This window comes from Variovorax sp. PBL-E5, from assembly GCF_901827185.1.
Lineage (GTDB): Bacteria > Pseudomonadota > Gammaproteobacteria > Burkholderiales > Burkholderiaceae_C > Variovorax.
Genome location: NZ_LR594672.1, coordinates 212,358 through 229,903, shown reverse-complemented (window position 1 = coordinate 229,903; position 17,546 = coordinate 212,358). Strand labels below are relative to the sequence as shown.

Sequence of the window (17,546 nt, the reverse complement as noted above, 5' to 3'; positions counted from 1 at the left end):
CACCCCAATGCCCTCCACCGAGCCTAGCTCGACCAAGAAGCGGGGGCGAAAGCAGACGACAGGTCGCTACGATTCCAGAGAAGCACTCCTCGAGAGAATCTGGTTCCAGTACCAGCGGTCATCGCTCAGCGCGCAGGCTATCGGTCGCCTGGTGGGCGTGTCGCAAATGACCGTGCTGAAGATTCTGCAGAGTGGCGAGGGTAGGCCGGAGGCCCGAGTACCTAAGGGGCGCCGCTGAGCGACGCGCGCGCTCCCTCAAGCGGCTCATGCTCGAACGCCGGTGCAAAGTCGCCAAGCTCGCCTGCGGTCGGGCTCAGCGCCACCGCGCGTCGGTTCTTGACCGCCTCGTAGAAATCCGCAGGTGCCTGGAGCGCCTGCTTGTCTGCTGACCGCCCCACGAATGCTCAGCGGCCCTTCTGGCCCTCCGGGCTCGGCTTGGGTGTCCGCTGGAGTATGGCGCCGACCATCAGGGGCAGGCGCTTGGCGCGGATGAGACGAACGCAGTGGTCGACGGCGGCCGCGTGAAAGATTTGTGGTCCCGTCTTGGAAGGCTTTTTCTCCCTGCCTTGGCTGCCCTGTTTGCTCGACGTGAAGGTTGCCACGTTAACTCCGTTTCCCCGCCGAACGCCGACGGGCATCGCATGTAGCGAGCGAACTTATCGCCGATAGAACGGCCCCTTCGGCGTCAGTGCTCCGGATGGCCGAGGGCCGCGGATATCACCTTGAGCGCTTTGCTTTTGGTGGCATCGAAGTCCCGGACCATGGTCTTGAGGGCAGCTTCGCGCGCTTTCAGCGTCGCCGTCGCGTGCTCGCACATCAGCTCCAACCCCTTGTCTGCAAGGTAGGGCATCGGAAAACCAATCCTGAGCAGGTTTGCAAAGGCAGCTCCGGGAGGATTGCGCTGCACGACCGCGTACAGGATGCCGTCCGCCTCATAGCACTCATGGATGCTGTCCGTCGCGGGGTCTACCGGGGGGAAGTCATCCGAGTACGTCCGCGGCGGCGCATCGGTGCTCGTCCACAGGGGCTCGAAAAGGGTCCGATGCAGCTGCATGCGCTGCAACAGAGTCGCTGCGAGCTCGTCCTTGACACGCCAGCGTTCTGAACATGTCGTAGGGTCGCTGCCCTTGAGGGCAGCAAGAGCCTCGAGCTTGTCGGCAAAGTTGGAAGGCGCAGATGCAGAGCTGTCAGGGGCGCTCACGAGAGATGCAGTCATAGAGGGGGTTTTCCTGGGGGTAGGCCGCTGAACCGCTCAGCTCCGTTGCATTTTATCAGAGCCCCTACAACAACGGACCTAAAATGCATTGCACCCCACTGCTAAAACCGTTTGGGGTGTTCCGACGTATTGCGCGACCGGCCGACGGCGGGCGAATGCAACTTGCGTCTTAGGCCGAGTTCGGAAGACGCGGCCCACCGTCCCGACGCGTAGAATCGCCGGCGTGGGCTGAAGATGCTCACGCGGCCGACAGTCTTTCCCTCCTCCTCCCTTTGTCGGCTGGCTTTGCCCCCTGGCGATTCGTTCGCCGGGGGTCTTCTTCGCGCCCTTCGTGACAAAGTCGTTCTTGGTACCTCGCGCCCGGCAATACACTCTCGCAGCCGACCACCCGCCACCAACAGATGCTCAAGAAACCCCTGCTGCCAATCCTTGCAACCGCCCTCTTGTTCACGTCGGTTTGCCATGCTGCGGACCGACTGCTACCAACAGAGGATGCCCAGAAGCTGGGTGTCTCGTTCAAGAAGGATGGGAAGGCGCTGTACGTGGACGTGCTCAACGCCAGCCAGTCAGTGCTGACCGGGCTCACCGTGCAGTGCGAGGTTGACCTTCCCCCGGTGACCATGACTCCAGATTACGTCCCGCCTGCAAGGCCTCGGCCGAAGCATCTAGCGACGGGCTCAGCTGTCGTGGCGCCTGACGAAGACTTTTCCCTTTTGTTCGGAAATACCTCGGGCGATGGCCGCAAGGGCAAGGGCGGAGAGCACATCTCGGACTATTCGTCGAGGACCGTGCGCGACCGCGAGTTCGTGAAGCTCGAGCTCACCGGACTGCGGGTCCTGCCTGGAAAGTCGGTCGAGGGCTATACCGAAACGCCCAAGGCAATCCGACATTGCAGCGCGCTTGACCCGCGCGGCCGCGAGAAGAAGCTCTACGAAGTGTTCTAGGCTCGAGCTTCAGCTCGCGAGGAGGCCGAGCAACAACAGCGCGGCCGCCACCCCGGCGCCGCTGCTCTTCGTGAAATCGATGTGCGTGCCCCCGCAAAACCGACACAGAGAGCGGACCGCCCTGCCCTTTCTGACAACGAGTATTGGGACCATCAGCTTTCCGCAGTGTCCGCAGCGGTCATGCGTTTCCGTGACGTCCGGGCGTTGGCGGCGCGCCGTTCTGGGCTTTGGCTCCATGGCGGGCGCCGCCGGCCGGGCCTTAGGCAGAACTTGCACCTGGGAAGCACCGGCAGCATTTGGGTGCGTCCGCTCATCCGGCAGGCGAGAGAAAACTCCTTGTCCGGTCGAGACCGGTTGCGGCGACCGCTGTGGCCAAGCCGGGACCTCCCGCGGCCCCGCGGACCTGGCAGAACGGCTTGCGGAACCAGGTTCGAGCGGCCCTGGCCGGAGTACGTTGGGGCTCGCCCTTCCGTAGACGGGCGCTGGCCGGGGCGCTACACCGGCTTTTTCTGGAAGCACCCGAACGTCAACGGCCGAGGCGGTCCCGCCGCAAACGACGATGTCGAAGTCCACCCGCTGCCCAACGCTAAGCTTGGCGCCGGCTCGTACCTCCTTGGCACGAGCGGTGAGCCTGCCCAAATGCCCACACTCAATCCGGGCGTCTCCGGTCTCGAGGTCCATCTCGAGGACCACGCCCTCTCCTCGCACCCAAGCCTTCGTCGTCTTCATTGCGGTCCTCTCAGAAGCCACCAGGCTGCAGTCTACCGCTGCGGGCCGCCGCAAACGGTCTCAACGGAGTGCGCGTTAGTCCGCATCGGAGTGCATCAGATGCGCGCCTAAAATGCTGCAACAACGAGGATGGAGTGCTGAATGAGAATGACCGGCAAAGTCGCTGATTTCAACCGCATCACGGGCCGAGGGCTCATTGCGAGCAAGACGTCGGGTAAGGTGAGCTTCCACCTCTCACAGGTCGTCGCAGGCAAAGGGAAGCTCGACGCCGGCGACCAGGTGGAGTTCGAGTTGGGCGACTTGGACGGTGTGCCTCAGGCGTTGGCCGTTTCAGTCCTGTCACGCCACATGGCCCTCCAGCAGCGTACATTGAAAGCTCATTCGGCGACCGCGGTAGCGGAAGGGGCAGCTGGCATTGCGGACAAGCAGGAAGGCACAACGGCTCCTGCCACGGCCACGCCCTTTCCGGCATGGCCGGGCCTTGTCGGCTGAGGAACTCGTCGGCCTAGACCGGGAAGAAAAGAATCAGGCCCAACGGGCCACAGAGCGCCATCAAGGGCAACCGCTTGAGCACAACATCCCAGTCGCGCCGACGCATGTTCTTGCGATATCTGAGCGGCCAGAACAAGCTTGTCAGCAGGCCAGTCGCATACCAAAGGGCAAACCAGGCCCAGCCGTTCATTTCGCTCATTCGATTCTTCTTACCCTTGTGTTTTAGGGCGGAATACCCGATGGCTGCATTGTATCATTGATGACTCTAAAACACTTAACGCTACCGTTTAGAGTCCTTTGAACCCCGGTCAGGTCAGCAGTTGGCGTCGACACGGAACACTAGAAACGGAAGAAGCGTAGAAAGGGAGAATGATGGAAAGCGAACGTCCGTTTGTCACTTACAAGATAAAAAACGAGCGGAACGGCAAGTTCTACGTTGGGTCGACGAGCAATACTTCAAGCCGGTGGGCAGAACATCGGCGGGCTATTAAAGCTGCCCGCACAGCCAGAGTCGGGAACCATCTGATGTGCTTGGACATTCAGAAGAACGGCTGGGGGCTGTCTGATTTTCGTTTTGGAATCATCGAGAGATTCGAGACGAGAGAGGCAATGCTTGCAGGCGAGCAGGCGCTGCTAAACACTTATTGGGGCACCGCGAAAAACTACAACTCCGCCCATGAGGTTCTGAGAGACACAGTCCTGCACAAGTGGTTCGCCTGGAACCTTCGAACTCTCGAGCATCGCCGCTACCTCAGCGTAGAGGCGTTGAGCGTCGACTTTCGCCTTGGATTGAAGACGCTCGCAGGTCTTATTGCGCGTGACGACGTTGCTCCCGGTGATTGGGTATTCGAGCCCTTCAGCAGGCGACGTACTGTGCGAGAGGTACGGCAGATGATGCTCGTGCATGGCATACCGCCTCCTCCCCAGCAGGACGCCGCATCGCTGGCGCGCTCAATCAGCAACTTGATTTACGGACCCTGCAAAAGTCAGGGTACGGCCCTCAATGGACATCAAACGCGCGAGTTCTATGGGGTCTAGGCGATGCCCGTTGGCAAACTGCCGCACCCGGCGGCCACTAAAGGGCAACAGCGGGCAATCGGAGCGGCCGGTTAGCGCAACGTCCAGCAGACTTGATTGCTTTGTGAGGCGCAACCCAGGCACACCGCGCCAGCTTGTGATGTTTTCGGAGAAGCCTACCCCGTCCCTTGTTTGCAGCTTCCTACACAAGGAAGGTCAATCAACAAGGAAACGAACATGAAAAGCATGACAGAGCTGAAGACGCTCGCCGCGTCCCTGCGCGTCGCAATGGAGGCCGGCTGCTGCGAGCAGTTTTCGCTTCTGGAGCGCCCCGTCGTCCTGGCCGAGCTTTTTGAGCTCAAGCGCCGCGACAAGGCGGCCCTTCGCAACCTCGAGCTCGAGAGCACGATGGCCAACTACGTCGGCCTGGCGGTGCAAGGCGTCCTCGCAGGATACGTCGCCCTCTACGACAAGCTGGTCGCCGAGGGCCACGACGCCAGCAACTCGTTCGAGTTCGGCAACGACGCGTACTGCTACTTCATCCCTCATCGCGAGGTGGAGGCAGAAGAGGTACCCGCCGGCGCAAAGGGCCTCCTCGGCCTGATTGGCGGCGAGAAGCTACCGCCGCATGTCGTCAAGGCGTTCGTCGTGGAAACACAGAGCACGAACTGGGTCGTGGTCCTCGAGGAACGTTTCGGGCGGCACACGCTGCACATCCGGCAGTTCTGGGACGACCCAGCCTTGCTGGATTCCCCGGACTACCACGGTACGTTCGACCAGTACACCGGGAGCAACCTGAGCATCAAGGACGTCCTCCGCCTGGCTGCAGAAGCTGCGGACAGGTTTTCTGATGACATGCCCGGGGTGAACTATCCCAAACGGCCCTGCCTGAATACGTTCCTGCGCGGCTCACTGGTACCTGGTCACAAGGATGCGGGCATCGGTCTGCGCTATGCCGACGGCCGCGACAAGGGCTACGTTCTGAGCTACGAGCAGCCCTATGGGGATTGCCCGGCGGTCAAAGATGTGCACTGGTTCGGCTTCCACCGGATTTCACATGCGATGGAGCGCATCGGCTTTGCCGTGTCGATGCTGGTGCCCGAGCTGGCCCCCGACGGCGGCGCCGACCTCCTCGACGACTAGCCTGATTGGCTGCAAACAAGCCCTCTGGGCTCGTTTTCTTTTGCTAGCCCTCTCGAATCGCCCAGCGCGGACGGTCGCTGGGCCTGGCTCCTAGCTCATGGCCGGCTCCGAACGAGTTGCCAAGGTGACGCCGCGCCTTGATGATGTGGGCGAAGGAGCGAAGGATGGCCCACCCAAAAAGGCGTTGGAGCTTGAGAGGGTCCGCAGCGCGGAAACCCGGGGGCTCACTTCGGTCCCGTTCCCGTAGGATGGCACAGGAGACCCAGAAGCTGCGGCAGCGGCTTCCTCTGGTATCCGAAGGGGAAGACTGGCTTGCAGGCTGGCTGGAATTGGTCAAGCGGGTGTGGGGCTCCGTCATCCACGGCTACGGCACGTTGATGAGTCGGCATCCCGTCGACAAGCTTTGCAAATTGGAGGCCGATAGGCGCGTCCTCGGCTGGGTTGGCGTGCTCCTGGTGTCCACCGCGCTATTCAGCGTCCTTTACCCAGTGCTCGCCCATGGGCCGCGCATAGTAGACCCCTTTTCGCTGGCGGTATCGCTCGGCAACGTGCTGACGCCATCGCGATACCTCGCGGCGTTTGTACCTTTGCTTGCTCTCGGGCTGGCCTGGGCGCTGGTCCCTTGGTTTGCTGCGAAGCTCGTAAATGGTCGCGCTGCCCACGGTGTCCGACTGCTGGCCGCGACGACGTTCGCCCTCGCGCTCAGCGCCTGGCTGATTGCATTTCTGGTCTCGGGCGCCTTGGTTCCGCTTGCACCAATACGCGGGGTGCTTGGACTAGGCAACTACGACTTCAACAGTGTGCCCACCTCGCCCCGTGAGCTGCCGACCGCCATGTATGCGGGGCTTGTTGCGAGCTTGTTGTCGTACTTGGCTTTAGTCCCCTTGTATCTCGCTCTCGTGGTCGCGGCGATTCGCGCTTCCCGGAGCCTTGCGGGAGCCCTTTTTCGCCGCAGGTGGGCAGGTCTTTTGTCCTCCATCCTCACCGCGCCGGCACTCGTCCTGCTTGCAGTCTCCCTGCCAGCAGCAATTTTGATGAGCGCTGTTCTCGCGCTGAGTACCTCTTCAGGACTCCTGGAACAGGCGCAAGTTGCAGGCACTCCAAGAGGGGAACCCCAGGAGACGGTAGAGGTGGAGCCATTGACCTCATTCTGCAAGTTGGGCCCAATGACCCAAGCCGGTGAGTCAGTGATTGAGTGCCAGCTCCTGGGCTTCACGTCCGGTGCGGGCAGCATTGCCCTGGACTATGGTGAGCAGCTGCTGTACTTCACACCCAGAATCCTTGGCCCCGGCGTGCGCACCACCCGCCGGCTAAGCACAGCCGCCGCTATAGCAACGCCAAGCTTCGGAGAATTCGCAGCTCAAGCAATGAGGCCGCCACAGCCGCTGGAGCAGGAGGGAGAGCCGAGCACCGCTGAGTTGCGCGCCGGGGGACTTGGGCACGTTTCGCAGGTGAGAGGCAGCGTCGTGGAGGACGTAGCACTATTGGAGCTTGGACGCCCTTTTAGCGTTTACGTCCGCCTCGAAGCAGAACGGTTTTGCTCCTTCAAACAGGCTGAGATGCGCGGCAACGTGTGGCTGTACGTCGGCGTAAGCGTCCTTGCGGCCGTCGGCACGCCATCCAGTGTGGCCCGTAGGCGGGCAATAGGCCCCTGGGACCTCAAGAAGGTGGCGGACGAGTGTGAAACAGCCATGTTGCCAGGACGCGGGCCCCCGACGGAGATGCTGGAGATACCGCCACTCTTCCCCAACTGAACGACGCGGCCGTCGCCATCTCCGTGGGTCATTGCACTCTGGCCGGCCGCTTCGCTCCCGCGAACTTCGACAACGGGAACCCGAGACTGTCGTAAGCCCATGCACCGACCTCAATGCGCCGCTTCCAGAACTGCATGCTCACCTTGTCCATTTCCGCCCGCCAGTACTCCTGCGTCTCCGCGCTGGCGGGGTCCTGGGCCGCTATTCCCCTCGTTGTCTCATCGAATAGCGCCTGAGTGGGCTCCAGGAGAAACTTGCGCAGCGCCATCTCGCGCTCCACCAGCACCATGCATATATAGCTGTTCCTGATGAATCCGTCGAACACCTCCTTGCTGCCAGGAACGTTAGCCGTGGCCTTTCGAACGCCGTACAGCTCGCTCGCCGCAAGCTCCAGCCGCGCCGCTGCTGCCACCCGTTCGGCTGCGACGTCAGGCACAGGCCTCAATACCCCGATAATGCCCGCGGCCTGGAGATACTTCAGAGCTCCGTTGATGGCATTCGCGTCCTTGAATCCTGACCGGCGCAGCAGCCGTTCCGCTGCCAGGTCGATTCGGTCGATATAGACCACCCGCCGTCCATCGAGCGAGTACAGCCCTTTTTCCCTGTCCGCTTCAAGAGCCAACGCGAGCAGCGATGCCACCACGATGACGAATGCCGGCCTTACAGTCGTGGTCACCCCGGTCGGGGAGGTAAAGCTGAAGCGCTCCACGCCGTTGTATTGGGCGTGATAGCGCAAATTCGACTCCAAACTCTTCGTGCGCAAATCCTGCAGCATGGGGTTGCCGAGCACCGTGGCCACCCCCATCAAGGCCTGCACCGTCGGCTTCACAGGAAGGACCAACACGTTGTAGAACTTGGCAGCCTTGTCTTCGCCCGGCATGGCATAGACCGAAGCCACGTAGCGTCGGTCATGCTCCCTGTCCTGGTTGAACACCTCGAGCTCGCCAAACACCTCGTTGGGGTCGAAGACCACTCGAGGCTCCGCACTGACGGTGAGGGCCGGGGATGGCTCAGTACCAGGAAGGTAGGCTCCGAATCGTCCACTCTCAACAATGAAGACCTGGCCGGCCGTGTTGTGCTTGTAGGCTATCGGATGGTTGACGGCAACCGTGCGCCAATGCACACCAGGGAGGATATCGTCGCTGATGGCGCTCAGCAGCAAGTGGGCCGGACCGGGGTTTTCCTCTGGCCCGAGACTTCTACGCGCGGCCGCGAGCTCTGCAACCCACTTGTCGATGTCCTTGCGTGAGGCCTGAATGCGCCGTGTGCTGTATATCCCAAGCAACCAGATGTGGAATGGCGCTACCGCGTGGTCTCCGTTGCGCTTTGTGAAACCCTTGAGACGGTCGATGCTCGCCGGAAGGAGGGGTGAGGCCTCGTCGAAGACGTGAAAGCCTGCGTCTCGGAAGTGTCGTCTCATCGCCGTTCGGGACCGCAAATGCCGATGGAGCCCATCCCGGCACTCGGTCAAGGAGGGCTCATCCTGCTTTTCAGTGCTGAAGTCTTCGGGACCCAGGTCCTTCTTGAAATAGCGCCTGTTGCTCGTCGCCACCAACATGATTCCTTCCCGGCCCGGTTCGAACAGCTGCCCGAGTGCGAGCAAAAGCTTAGCCGGGTCAGCGATGTGGTCGAAAAGCCGAATTGCCAGGATGATGTTCGGCATCTCCTTCGTGTCTATGAATCCGAAGGGGTCGTCTTCCTCGAGGTTCCTGACGAGAACCTGCATGAACTTGGAGGGCTGCGCAGCCTTGAGCCGTTCCGATTCCTTATCCACGCCGACGTAGGCGGCGACATTCGGCGCATTCATCAGTTTGTGGCCGATGACTGCATCGCCACACCCGAGGTCCAGCACTCTGTCGTGACGCTTGTTGGAGGGCCAATCCTTGTAGGTCCACATCTTCTCTGGCGTCAACTCAGCGCTTGTCGCCTGGTCGCAAAGCCCCTCCCACCTCTGTAGCGCCGCCTGGATGGAGGTGACATCTCGGCTTCCCGTGGGGTCGTAGCACAACAGACCTTGCACGATTGGGTCGACCAGTTCTCGGCGAAGCTCATCGGTTGCGTCGCCAGCGTCTCGGACCTCCCGGCCCTGGTCGGCACCATCGACATCCTCTGCGTCTTGCGCTGCCATGCCTGTCCTCCGTCGAGGAGGATTCCCCGAAGCGGAGAATTCTGCCCAAAAAACGCGTTCTTGATATGAAGGTTCCACGCCTGGACGTTACCCCCACGCCCGCACGCATGGCAGAATTCCGCCGAATACGACGGTCCGCTGAGCCGAGCACTGCGACGAGGGGCCCCGACCCGATGACAAGGCACTGGGGTTTTCCCGGCCCTCGTCTTTCGGCCCCCTGAAACGCCCTGACGACGGTTTTCGGACCGTGCTGCGCGGTGGCTCAGTAGCCCGGGCGGCGAGTTCAGGGAACGTTTTAGAGTCAACGCAAAGTACCCTAAAGACTTTCCCGTTTCAATCCGGATGATTGGGTCATCTAAAACCCAACCGGAGATTGTCGTGTTCAGCCCCATCGTCCAGGTCATCACCGCCGTCGCGACCGCCTGCCTGAAGGAACCTGCTGTGCGTCGGCTGGCAACCGCCGTCGCCGTGTCGCTCGGCTTATCCCTTGGTGCCTTTTTCAGCGGAACCCACGGCGATACCCACGGAGGCGGCCACGAGCCAGAACCTACCCAGCCGCCGGCGCCCATCCAAAAGCGCGAGCACGAGGAGCGTTTTGCACCTCATCTGCTCGAAGCCGAGTTCAACAAGCCTCGCGCTGCCACCACAGCACACATCATGCAAGGAGCCGAAAGTGAGCACTAAACTGACACTCTGGGGTTTCCTTCTGCTGGGCACGCAAGCCGCTCACAGCGCGGGCGTGTTCGCGGTGGCCCGCGGCCTGTTGGCGGCGCAGAACCTGGCCGACGCGGTATCGGTCTTCACCGACCCGAACGCCCTGGCCGCCATCTACGTCGCGGCCAAGCTTTCGGTGCATTTGTTTGGGGCCCCCGCGAAAGCGTATGTGCTGGCCCGCTACGGAAACGAGCAGCCTAGGTGGGCCCGCACCTTCGGTGCGTGCGTTCGTCGGCTCCTGCCCAAAGCGCAGCTCCGCCTGAGCTCTTGGCTTGGCCTGGTCGATGCAGTGGCGAACGGGGTCATGCTGGCGCCGCTCGCGATGTGGCTGTGGCATGCCTCTCAGCTGGGCCCGACGGCATGCGCTGCCGTGCTGGGCATGCATGAGCTTCTGGGACTCATCGTGGCCTACGAAGTGTTCGAAAGCCTGTGGCACGCGAGCTCGCATGCAGCAAAGGCCCGCGGGCATTCCGACCAGTAGTCCTTGCCAGAGTCGGAGGAAGCCCTGCGATGCAGGGCATTTTGTTTTCGGCCGTCAGCTGCCCAAAATGCCTCCTCGCAAGGTGCAGGCTTGCCATCGTTCTCGCGGCACAAGGCGTCCTTGGGGATGGAATTTCGAGCCGAGTCGGACTACAGCTGCGCGACGGGCGCGTCGCTGACGGCAACGCCATGGGCATTCAACCGCTGGCGGATTTCGTCGGCGAGCGCCCAGTTCTTGGCAGCCCGGGCCTGCTGTCGCTGCGACTGCAGGTCGTCGATGTCCGTGTGGCTCAAGCTCACCGCGGCCGAACGGGGCAGGCGGGCCCAGGCATCGACGTCGATACCGAAGAAGTGCAGACCGGCCGCCAATCGCGCAGGTGTGCCGCCCTTGAGCTCCTGCTTCAGCCAAAAGCTGCCGGCAGGTGCATTCAGGTTGTCCGCCAGAACCTCAATGAGAGCATCCGCTGTCCCAGGCACAACGCCAGCCAAATCCTGGGTGAGCTGCAGCACGTCCGCATGGGTGGACGCCAGAAGCTTGTCATTCCAGTCCAGCGGCTTCTGCCAGTGAGCCTGCACCAGCGCGAAGCTCAGCAGCTGCCCGCCCAGGCCCGGCGCCAACGCCTCCGCGGAGTCGAGGGCCGCCTGCCAAGTGACGAAGTTGCCCTCGCTCTTGCTCATCTTGCGACCATCGGACAGGACCGAGCCGTTGTGCATCCAGATTTCGGCCAGGGGCCGGCCGAACACCGGCTCCGACTGCATCATCTCCGCCTGGTGGTGCGGGAACTTGAGGTCGACGCCGCCTCCGTGGATGGTCACGCTGCCGCCAAAGAGCGCGCGAATCATTGCGGAGCACTCGATGTGCCAGCCCGGGCGGCCCCAGCCCCAGGGCGATTCGAAGCCAGGCTCATCCCGAGAAGTGGTTTTCCACAGCGCAAAGTCCCGCAGGTCCTCCTTGCCGTCAGTACTCACCCGCGTGGCGCCTTGCTCCGAGCGAAGTGCGCCTTCCTTGTGGGGCATCAACAGTGCACCGTCATAGGCGCTCACCCGGTAGAGCACGTCACCCGTGCTCGCCACGTAGGCCAGCCCCAGGCCGATGAGCTGCTTCATGAGCCAGAACATGTCGGCCAGGTACTCGCTCGCCTTCGGCTCCTCCGGAACATCCAGCCCGGTGGCGCGCATCAGCTGGCGGTTCTCCTCGGCGTACTTGTCCGAGAGCTCGTGCCAGGCAACGCCGGCCGTCTTGGCCGTGTTGATGATTTTGTCGTCAATGTCTGTGATGTTGCGCACCAGGCGCACACGGTGACCCTGCGCCGTGAGGACGCGCTTCAGGAGGTCGAAGACGACATAGGTGCGTGCGTGACCGACATGCGCGGACGAGTACGGCGTGATGCCGCAAGCGTAGATTGAAACGTCGGTGGGTTCGACGCGCTTCAGCGCGCCCGAGAGGGAATCTTTGAGATGCATGATGGTTCGTTCGATGGCTGCGGGAATCGGTTGACGTGATTCGCGCACAGACATCGTGCAAGCGCAGCATGGCGGACAACCGCCTTGGAAATGCTTAGCTTGCTTAAAACCGTCATCTTTGAATTCTACCTTTAAAACGTAGCCTATAGCGTATCAGTTTAGCCTGCCGCGTCGCATACACAGCCATGGCACGGCGGCACTGTCTCATGATTTCAGCTTTGGCACAGGCGCTCGAGAACGCGTACTCCGGCATCATCCATGGGCCAATGGCTGCGTAGGTTTCATCCCGAGGGAACACCTTGGCCGCCCTGCCGCGGGACGTCGGCTGGAAAGTCTGGACCACACAACATAGAAGTGGCCCTTTTCAGCTTTTTGAACCTGTCCTTTGAACTCGTCGGCGGCGTTGCACGGCCGTTCGTCCGAGGGCTGAGCCGCCCATCTGCCCTGTCCTGCCCGTCACAGCAAGCGATGGTGCAAACAACTTCACAGGTGCACCAGTTCATTGAGCCGCAAGCAGTCGGCAACACAGCGAAGTCTTGTATGGTGAACCTCTATACAGCCGATAAAAGCAAAGAGGAGCCAAATGGCCGCAGAGAAGAACGTCTCGATTAGTTTCAGAGTGACGCCTGAGTTCAAGTTCCTCCTCGAGCGAGCCGCAGCTCACGAGCAGCGCAGCCAGACGAACCTCCTCGAAAAACTTCTTTTCGACTACTGCCGGACCCACGGCCTGAGCGCCAACCCGCCGGCCGCGCGCGAGCTCGAGAAAGCAGGTGCCCAATGAACGCGCCCGACCTGATGAAGAAGCTGCTCGACTACGTGCTCGAGCAAGCGAAGACCGTCGACCCCACGGCCTTCCAGCTCTCTGGCCAGGGCGGCTTCCAGAAGGCAAAGCCCGACCTCCAAGGCCTGCCCGGTGTTGACTTCGACCTGGCCGGTGACGGCGACCATGTGTGGCTGAAGGTGGCGCGCCTTGAAGCGCACCCGCCGCCGGCGCTGCCGAACGACGAGTGGAAGCCCCTCATCGTCGCGCACCGCGAGCCCACGGGCGCCCGCCCGAGCATCGACGAGGTCGCGTTTGAGCATCGGATGACAGCTGCGACCCAAGCCATGCTCGCCGAGGAGCGGGTCGTCTTTGTCGCCGAAGCACGTACCCGGCTCGAAGAAGCCCTTGGGGCGTACACCCAGCTGTGGACAGCCTGGGCCACCGGCGAGAAGCCCCGCCGCAAGACCATCGCGCTCTACGGCGACCTCTTTGCCATCAAGCATCAGCTGGAGGCCGAGGAGACCGCCAAGCCCCATGAGCTCGTCTGGGGCGTGGGCGTGTCAGCCTGGAAGCTGAATTACACTGAGCGCGGCACGACATCGGTCGTCGATTTCCAGTACCCGCTCATCACTCAGGCTCTCGAGGTCGGGATGGATGACCGCACGCTAGCGCTTGAGCTGCGCCCGCGCGCCGTCGGCCCGCAGTTCTCGTTCGATGCGTTCGCTGCCTGCCAGCTGCTCAGCGCGCCCGAGGTCGAGAAGGCCGCTCGCGCGGCATTGGAGAAGAGCGCAGACCGCCCAGTGAGCCCCTTTGATTCGGGCAGCTACGAGCACCTGCTCAAGCTCATCGCCGGCAACCTGCATGACAAGGGGCGCTACGAGCCTGGAGCAGAGGCCTTCCCGAAGCCTGGCGAGGACCTGGTGGTCACCGACGCATGGGTTCTTTTGTCCCGCCCGAAGTCCGTCAACTACCTGGAAGAGGACATCGAGCGCCTGAAGGCGCGCCTCACGCCCGGCGTCGAGATTCCTCTCGGGCCACTCTCGCTGGTCACGCCACCATCGGACCAACTGGCCACGCACGTGCCGGTCGCGTTCCGCGGGCTCTCCGGTGTTTCAGGCAACTACGGCGGCCGCAACCAGGTGCAGGAGCTCTTCTTCCCCCTGCCCTACAACCACGAGCAGGTCACCATCGTCGAGCAGCTCGAACGCTCGAGTGGTGTCGCCGTGCAAGGCCCGCCCGGGACGGGCAAGACTCACACCATCGCCAACATCGTTTGCCACTACCTGGCCACGGGGCGTAAGGTGCTGGTGACCTCCAAAGGCGAGCAGGCGCTCGAGGTGCTGCAGTCCAAGATTCCGGAGACCGTCCGGCCGCTGACCGTGGCGCTCCTCTCCGGTGACCGCGAAGGCATGCGCCAGTTTCAGGGCTCCATCGAGGCCATCATCCACAACGTCTCGCAGCTCAACCCCGAGGTGGTGAACGAGCAGATTCGCACCGAGCGCAGCGGCATCGACCGCGCGCACGAGGAGCTCGCGACCATCGACCGACGGGTGGACGCGATTGCGATGGCACAGCTCTCGGACATCGAGGTCGACGGGGTGCAGATGCGCGCGCAAAAGATGGCAGAGCTGGTCATCTCGGGCCAGGAGAAGCACGCATGGTTCGATGACGCGCTGTCGCTCGATGCCGCGCATGCGCCGCCCATGGACGCAGCGCTGGCCGCCCAGACCCGTGAAGCCCGTCGCCGGCTTGGCCAAGACTTGGACTACGCCCTCGCCCGCATCCCTTCGAGCAACGCCTTGTTGCCAGCTGCAGAGGTGGCCCAGCTGCACGACGCGCTGGTCAGCTTGCGCGAAATCGAGGCTGCAGAAGCCAATGGAGGCCTGCTGGCGTTGCGCGCCATGACCCCTGAGGTATTGGATGACGCCCGTCGCCTGCTGGCAAAGGTCGAGGAGGCACGGCAACTCGCTTTCGAGCTCGAGGAATCCGGCGAGCTGTGGACCCTGGAGCTGCGCAAGAAGTGTGGCCAGGCGACCTTTGCGAGCGAACGGGCCGCCTTCGAGGCACTCTTTGCCAACATCGAGCAGCTGATTGCAGCGCGCGCCCAGTTCCTGAAGACGCCGGTGGAGGTGCCTGAGCAGGCGCTGGCGCAGCCGAAGGTGCGCGAAGCCGTGCAGCGCGCTGCGGAAACCGGCAAACCCTTTGGTCTCATGAGCTTCGGCGGCAGCGACATCAAGGAGCTCGTGAATGCCATCCGGGTAAGCGGCCTGGCGCCTGCCTCCGTCGACCACTGGAAGCACGTGCACCGCTACCTGGCGCTCCACGAACAAGTTCTTTCGTTCGGCGTGCGGTGGAACGAGGTCGCCGACCTTCTCTCCTTGCCTGAGCTCAAGGGTGGCGTGGTCGGGCTGCGGCGCGTTGAGCTGGTCACGGGCATTGCCAGGAAGGCACACACGCTAGCCATGCAGTTCGACGCGCAGTTGCCGGCTCTTGGAGAACGCGTTTTTGCGAACCCTCCAAAGATGCTGCTGCGTGGCTTGTCCTCCCAGCTCGAAGAGATGCAGCGCCATCTGCGCAGTCATCTGACCCGTCTCGAGTTGGCCAAGGCAGCCACGACCCTGGTGACGCTGCAGGAGAAGCTTGCGGGAACGACCGGTCCGGTCTCCGACGCCCTGCGCGCCTTCGTTGCGAATGAGCTAGGCAACACAGCCATCCCTGTTGAACGGGCCACGGCACGATACGCGGAGCTCGTGAGTGACGTGCGCCGAGTGGAAGGCCTCGGCCATGACCTGGCGCTGGTGAACGACGTGGCGGACAGGTTGGAGCGCGCCGGCGCCGCCAAGCTTGCTGTGCGAATCAGAACTTCGGTGGTCGACGCGTCTGGAGATGACCCTGTCCTGCCAGTCAGCTGGCGCGAGGCCTGGACGTGGTCGCGTGTCCGCGCCCATCTGGATGCCATCGAATCGCGCGAAGAGCTGCGCACACTCGCGGCGCGCCGGCGAGACCTGGAGGCAGGCCTCGCCCGGCTCTACGAGAGCGTCGTGTCCAAATCCGCCTGGCTCTCAACCAAGCTCGGAGCTTCGCCAAGAGTGCTGGCGGCACTGGAGACCTACCGGACAGCGGTCCGCCGTATCGGCATGGGCACCGGCCCGAATGCGACGCGGCACCGTCGCGACGCGCAGAAAGCGATGCTGGACGCGCAGGGCGCCATCCCCTGCTGGGTGATGAGCCACGCCAAGGTGTCCGAGAGCCTCCCGGCGCAGCTTGGCGCCTTCGACCTCGTCATCGTCGACGAGGCAAGCCAGTCGGACCTGTGGGCGCTGCCCGCGGTGCTGCGCGGCAAGAAGATTCTGGTGGTCGGAGACGATAAGCAGGTCTCGCCCGACGGCAGCTTCGTCTCGGCCGTTCGAATTCAGGAACTGCGTGACCGGTTCCTGAGCGAGCAGCCGTACGCGACCGTGCTGACGCCGGAGAAGTCGCTCTACGACATCGCCTCAACCGTCTTCGCGGCCCAGAAGGTGATGCTGCGGGAACACTTCCGCTGCGTGCCGGCCATCATTGCCTACAGCGACAGGTTCTACGACGGCATCCAGCCCCTGCGCATTCCGAAGGCCTCTGAGCGCATCGACCCTCCGCTTGTGGACATCTTCGTGCCCGGCGGCATGCGCGGCGTGAAGGACGAGAACAGCCTGGAAGCGCAGTGCATCCTGGCGGAAATCGAGGCCATCGTCGCCAACCCACAGCTTGCCGGCCGGACCATCGGGGTCGTGTCACTCCTGGGCCCCGAACAGGCCAAGAGAATTGATACTTTGGTGCGTCAGCGCCTAGATGCCAAGGAACTCATCCGCCGGCGGTTCGACGTGGGCGACGCCCGCCTTTTCCAGGGCAGCGAACGCGACATCATGTTCCTCTCGATGGTCGCTGACCCGCAGCGCTCGAAGGCGCTCTCCGGCAACAGTTCCGAGCAGCGGTTCAACGTAGCGGCAAGCCGTGCACGAGACCGGATGTACCTGGTGCGCTCGGTTCAGATGTCAGACCTGTCGCACCTGGACCTGCGCCGTGGGCTCCTGGAGCACTTCAGCCGGCCGATGGAGGAGTTCAAGGACGACCAGGCCAAGTCGCTCATCGAGCTGTGCGAATCTGGCTTCGAGAAACAGGTCTACACCGAGCTCTACAGCCGCGGCTATCGCGTGGTGCCGCAGGTGAAGGCAGGCTCCTTCCGCATCGACATGGTGGTCGAAGGCGCTGACGATGCTCGCCTGGCCATCGAATGTGACGGGGACGAGTTCCACGGGCCCGACCGTTGGCAGGCCGACATGGGCCGCCAGCGCGTGCTCGAGCGAGCCGGCTGGACGTTCTGGCGCTGCTTCGCTTCGACCTGGTCGCTGCGGAGAGACGAGGTCGTCGAGGAGCTGCTTGCTCGCCTGAAGGCGATGGGCATCGAGCCTCTGGGCGCTCTGGAGCGTGCGCCTTCGCTGGTCGAGTATCGGGAGTGGCGCTTGCCTGAGCTCGAGGAGGCTTCGGAATCGGACCCGGCAGCCCAAGCGGTTGAGGATGCGATTGCCGCCGCGACATCAGAGGCGGAATCCCTCGGGTCCGGAAAGCAAGTCGAGCAATCCACATCGGAAATCTAACCTGTCAGGATTTGCCGGATACTGCCCGTCTTTTTTGGTGCGAGCTAGGAGTTCGCGCCGTCAACTCA

The 17,546-nt window shown here is 62.8% G+C and carries 14 protein-coding genes; 9 read left to right on the top strand and 5 right to left on the bottom strand.

Features of this window, described 5'->3' with window-relative positions:
• Positions 1 to 404: 404 nt before the first annotated feature.
• Together WDLP6_RS28860 and WDLP6_RS28855 are read right to left on the bottom strand one after the other, a co-directional pair.
• On the bottom strand, positions 405 to 602 hold the full coding sequence (locus WDLP6_RS28860) for a hypothetical protein (protein ID WP_162570792.1): 198 nt from the start codon (positions 600 to 602) through the stop codon (positions 405 to 407).
• 83 nt (positions 603 to 685) lie between these two features.
• Complete coding sequence (locus WDLP6_RS28855) at positions 686 to 1,216, bottom strand: hypothetical protein (protein ID WP_162570791.1); 531 nt, start codon at positions 1,214 to 1,216, stop codon at positions 686 to 688.
• Between the two features lie 401 nt (positions 1,217 to 1,617).
• On the opposite strand from WDLP6_RS28855, the gene WDLP6_RS28850 reads away from it, so the two are divergent.
• Positions 1,618 to 2,160 carry a hypothetical protein gene (locus tag WDLP6_RS28850; RefSeq protein WP_162570790.1) on the top strand — a complete coding sequence of 181 codons (543 nt, stop codon included), beginning with the start codon at positions 1,618 to 1,620 and terminating at the stop codon, positions 2,158 to 2,160.
• 870 nt (positions 2,161 to 3,030) lie between these two features.
• Complete coding sequence (locus tag WDLP6_RS28845; protein WP_068674495.1) at positions 3,031 to 3,381, top strand: cold shock domain-containing protein; 351 nt, start codon at positions 3,031 to 3,033, stop codon at positions 3,379 to 3,381.
• A gap of 13 nt (positions 3,382 to 3,394) precedes the next feature.
• Here WDLP6_RS28845 and WDLP6_RS28840 read toward each other — a convergent pair whose 3' ends face one another.
• Complete coding sequence (locus WDLP6_RS28840; protein ID WP_102905932.1) at positions 3,395 to 3,580, bottom strand: hypothetical protein; 186 nt, start codon at positions 3,578 to 3,580, stop codon at positions 3,395 to 3,397.
• Between the two features lie 173 nt (positions 3,581 to 3,753).
• On the opposite strand from WDLP6_RS28840, the gene WDLP6_RS28835 reads away from it, so the two are divergent.
• The 3 genes from WDLP6_RS28835 (at position 3,754) to WDLP6_RS28825 (ending at position 7,295) form a co-directional block, all read left to right on the top strand.
• Positions 3,754 to 4,419, top strand: coding sequence for a GIY-YIG nuclease family protein (locus WDLP6_RS28835; protein WP_162570789.1), 666 nt, complete (start codon positions 3,754 to 3,756; stop codon positions 4,417 to 4,419).
• A 216-nt stretch (positions 4,420 to 4,635) separates the two neighbouring features.
• Entirely contained in the window at positions 4,636 to 5,541 is a 906-nt protein-coding gene (locus WDLP6_RS28830) for a hypothetical protein (RefSeq protein ID WP_162570788.1), read from the top strand.
• Positions 5,542 to 5,789: 248 nt separating this feature from the next.
• Positions 5,790 to 7,295: a hypothetical protein gene (locus tag WDLP6_RS28825; RefSeq protein ID WP_068674499.1), complete on the top strand. Its 1,506-nt coding sequence runs from the start codon at positions 5,790 to 5,792 to the stop codon at positions 7,293 to 7,295.
• Positions 7,296 to 7,323: 28 nt separating this feature from the next.
• Here WDLP6_RS28825 and WDLP6_RS28820 read toward each other — a convergent pair whose 3' ends face one another.
• Entirely contained in the window at positions 7,324 to 9,423 is a 2,100-nt protein-coding gene (locus tag WDLP6_RS28820; protein ID WP_068674501.1) for a class I SAM-dependent methyltransferase, read from the bottom strand.
• Between the two features lie 378 nt (positions 9,424 to 9,801).
• Between WDLP6_RS28820 and WDLP6_RS28815 the strand changes: the two genes are divergently transcribed.
• Together WDLP6_RS28815 and WDLP6_RS28810 are read left to right on the top strand one after the other, a co-directional pair.
• Complete coding sequence (locus tag WDLP6_RS28815; RefSeq protein ID WP_068674503.1) at positions 9,802 to 10,107, top strand: hypothetical protein; 306 nt, start codon at positions 9,802 to 9,804, stop codon at positions 10,105 to 10,107.
• The gene (locus WDLP6_RS28810) at positions 10,097 to 10,618 is read left to right on the top strand and encodes a hypothetical protein (RefSeq protein WP_068674505.1); all 522 of its coding nucleotides are present in this window, start codon (positions 10,097 to 10,099) and stop codon (positions 10,616 to 10,618) included. The genes WDLP6_RS28815 and WDLP6_RS28810 overlap by 11 nt, the downstream gene beginning before the upstream one ends.
• A 149-nt stretch (positions 10,619 to 10,767) precedes the next feature.
• Here the strand turns inward: WDLP6_RS28810 and WDLP6_RS28805 are convergent, their stop codons facing one another.
• Complete coding sequence (locus WDLP6_RS28805) at positions 10,768 to 12,081, bottom strand: CysS/YqeB C-terminal domain-containing protein (RefSeq protein WP_162487205.1); 1,314 nt, start codon at positions 12,079 to 12,081, stop codon at positions 10,768 to 10,770.
• 583 nt (positions 12,082 to 12,664) lie between these two features.
• On the opposite strand from WDLP6_RS28805, the gene WDLP6_RS28800 reads away from it, so the two are divergent.
• Together WDLP6_RS28800 and WDLP6_RS28795 are read left to right on the top strand one after the other, a co-directional pair.
• A complete protein-coding gene (locus WDLP6_RS28800; RefSeq protein WP_068674507.1) occupies positions 12,665 to 12,862 on the top strand; it encodes a hypothetical protein in 198 nt (65 codons plus the stop codon).
• On the top strand, positions 12,859 to 17,478 hold the full coding sequence (locus WDLP6_RS28795) for an AAA domain-containing protein (protein WP_068674509.1): 4,620 nt from the start codon (positions 12,859 to 12,861) through the stop codon (positions 17,476 to 17,478). The genes WDLP6_RS28800 and WDLP6_RS28795 overlap by 4 nt, the downstream gene beginning before the upstream one ends.
• Positions 17,479 to 17,546 lie beyond the last annotated feature (68 nt).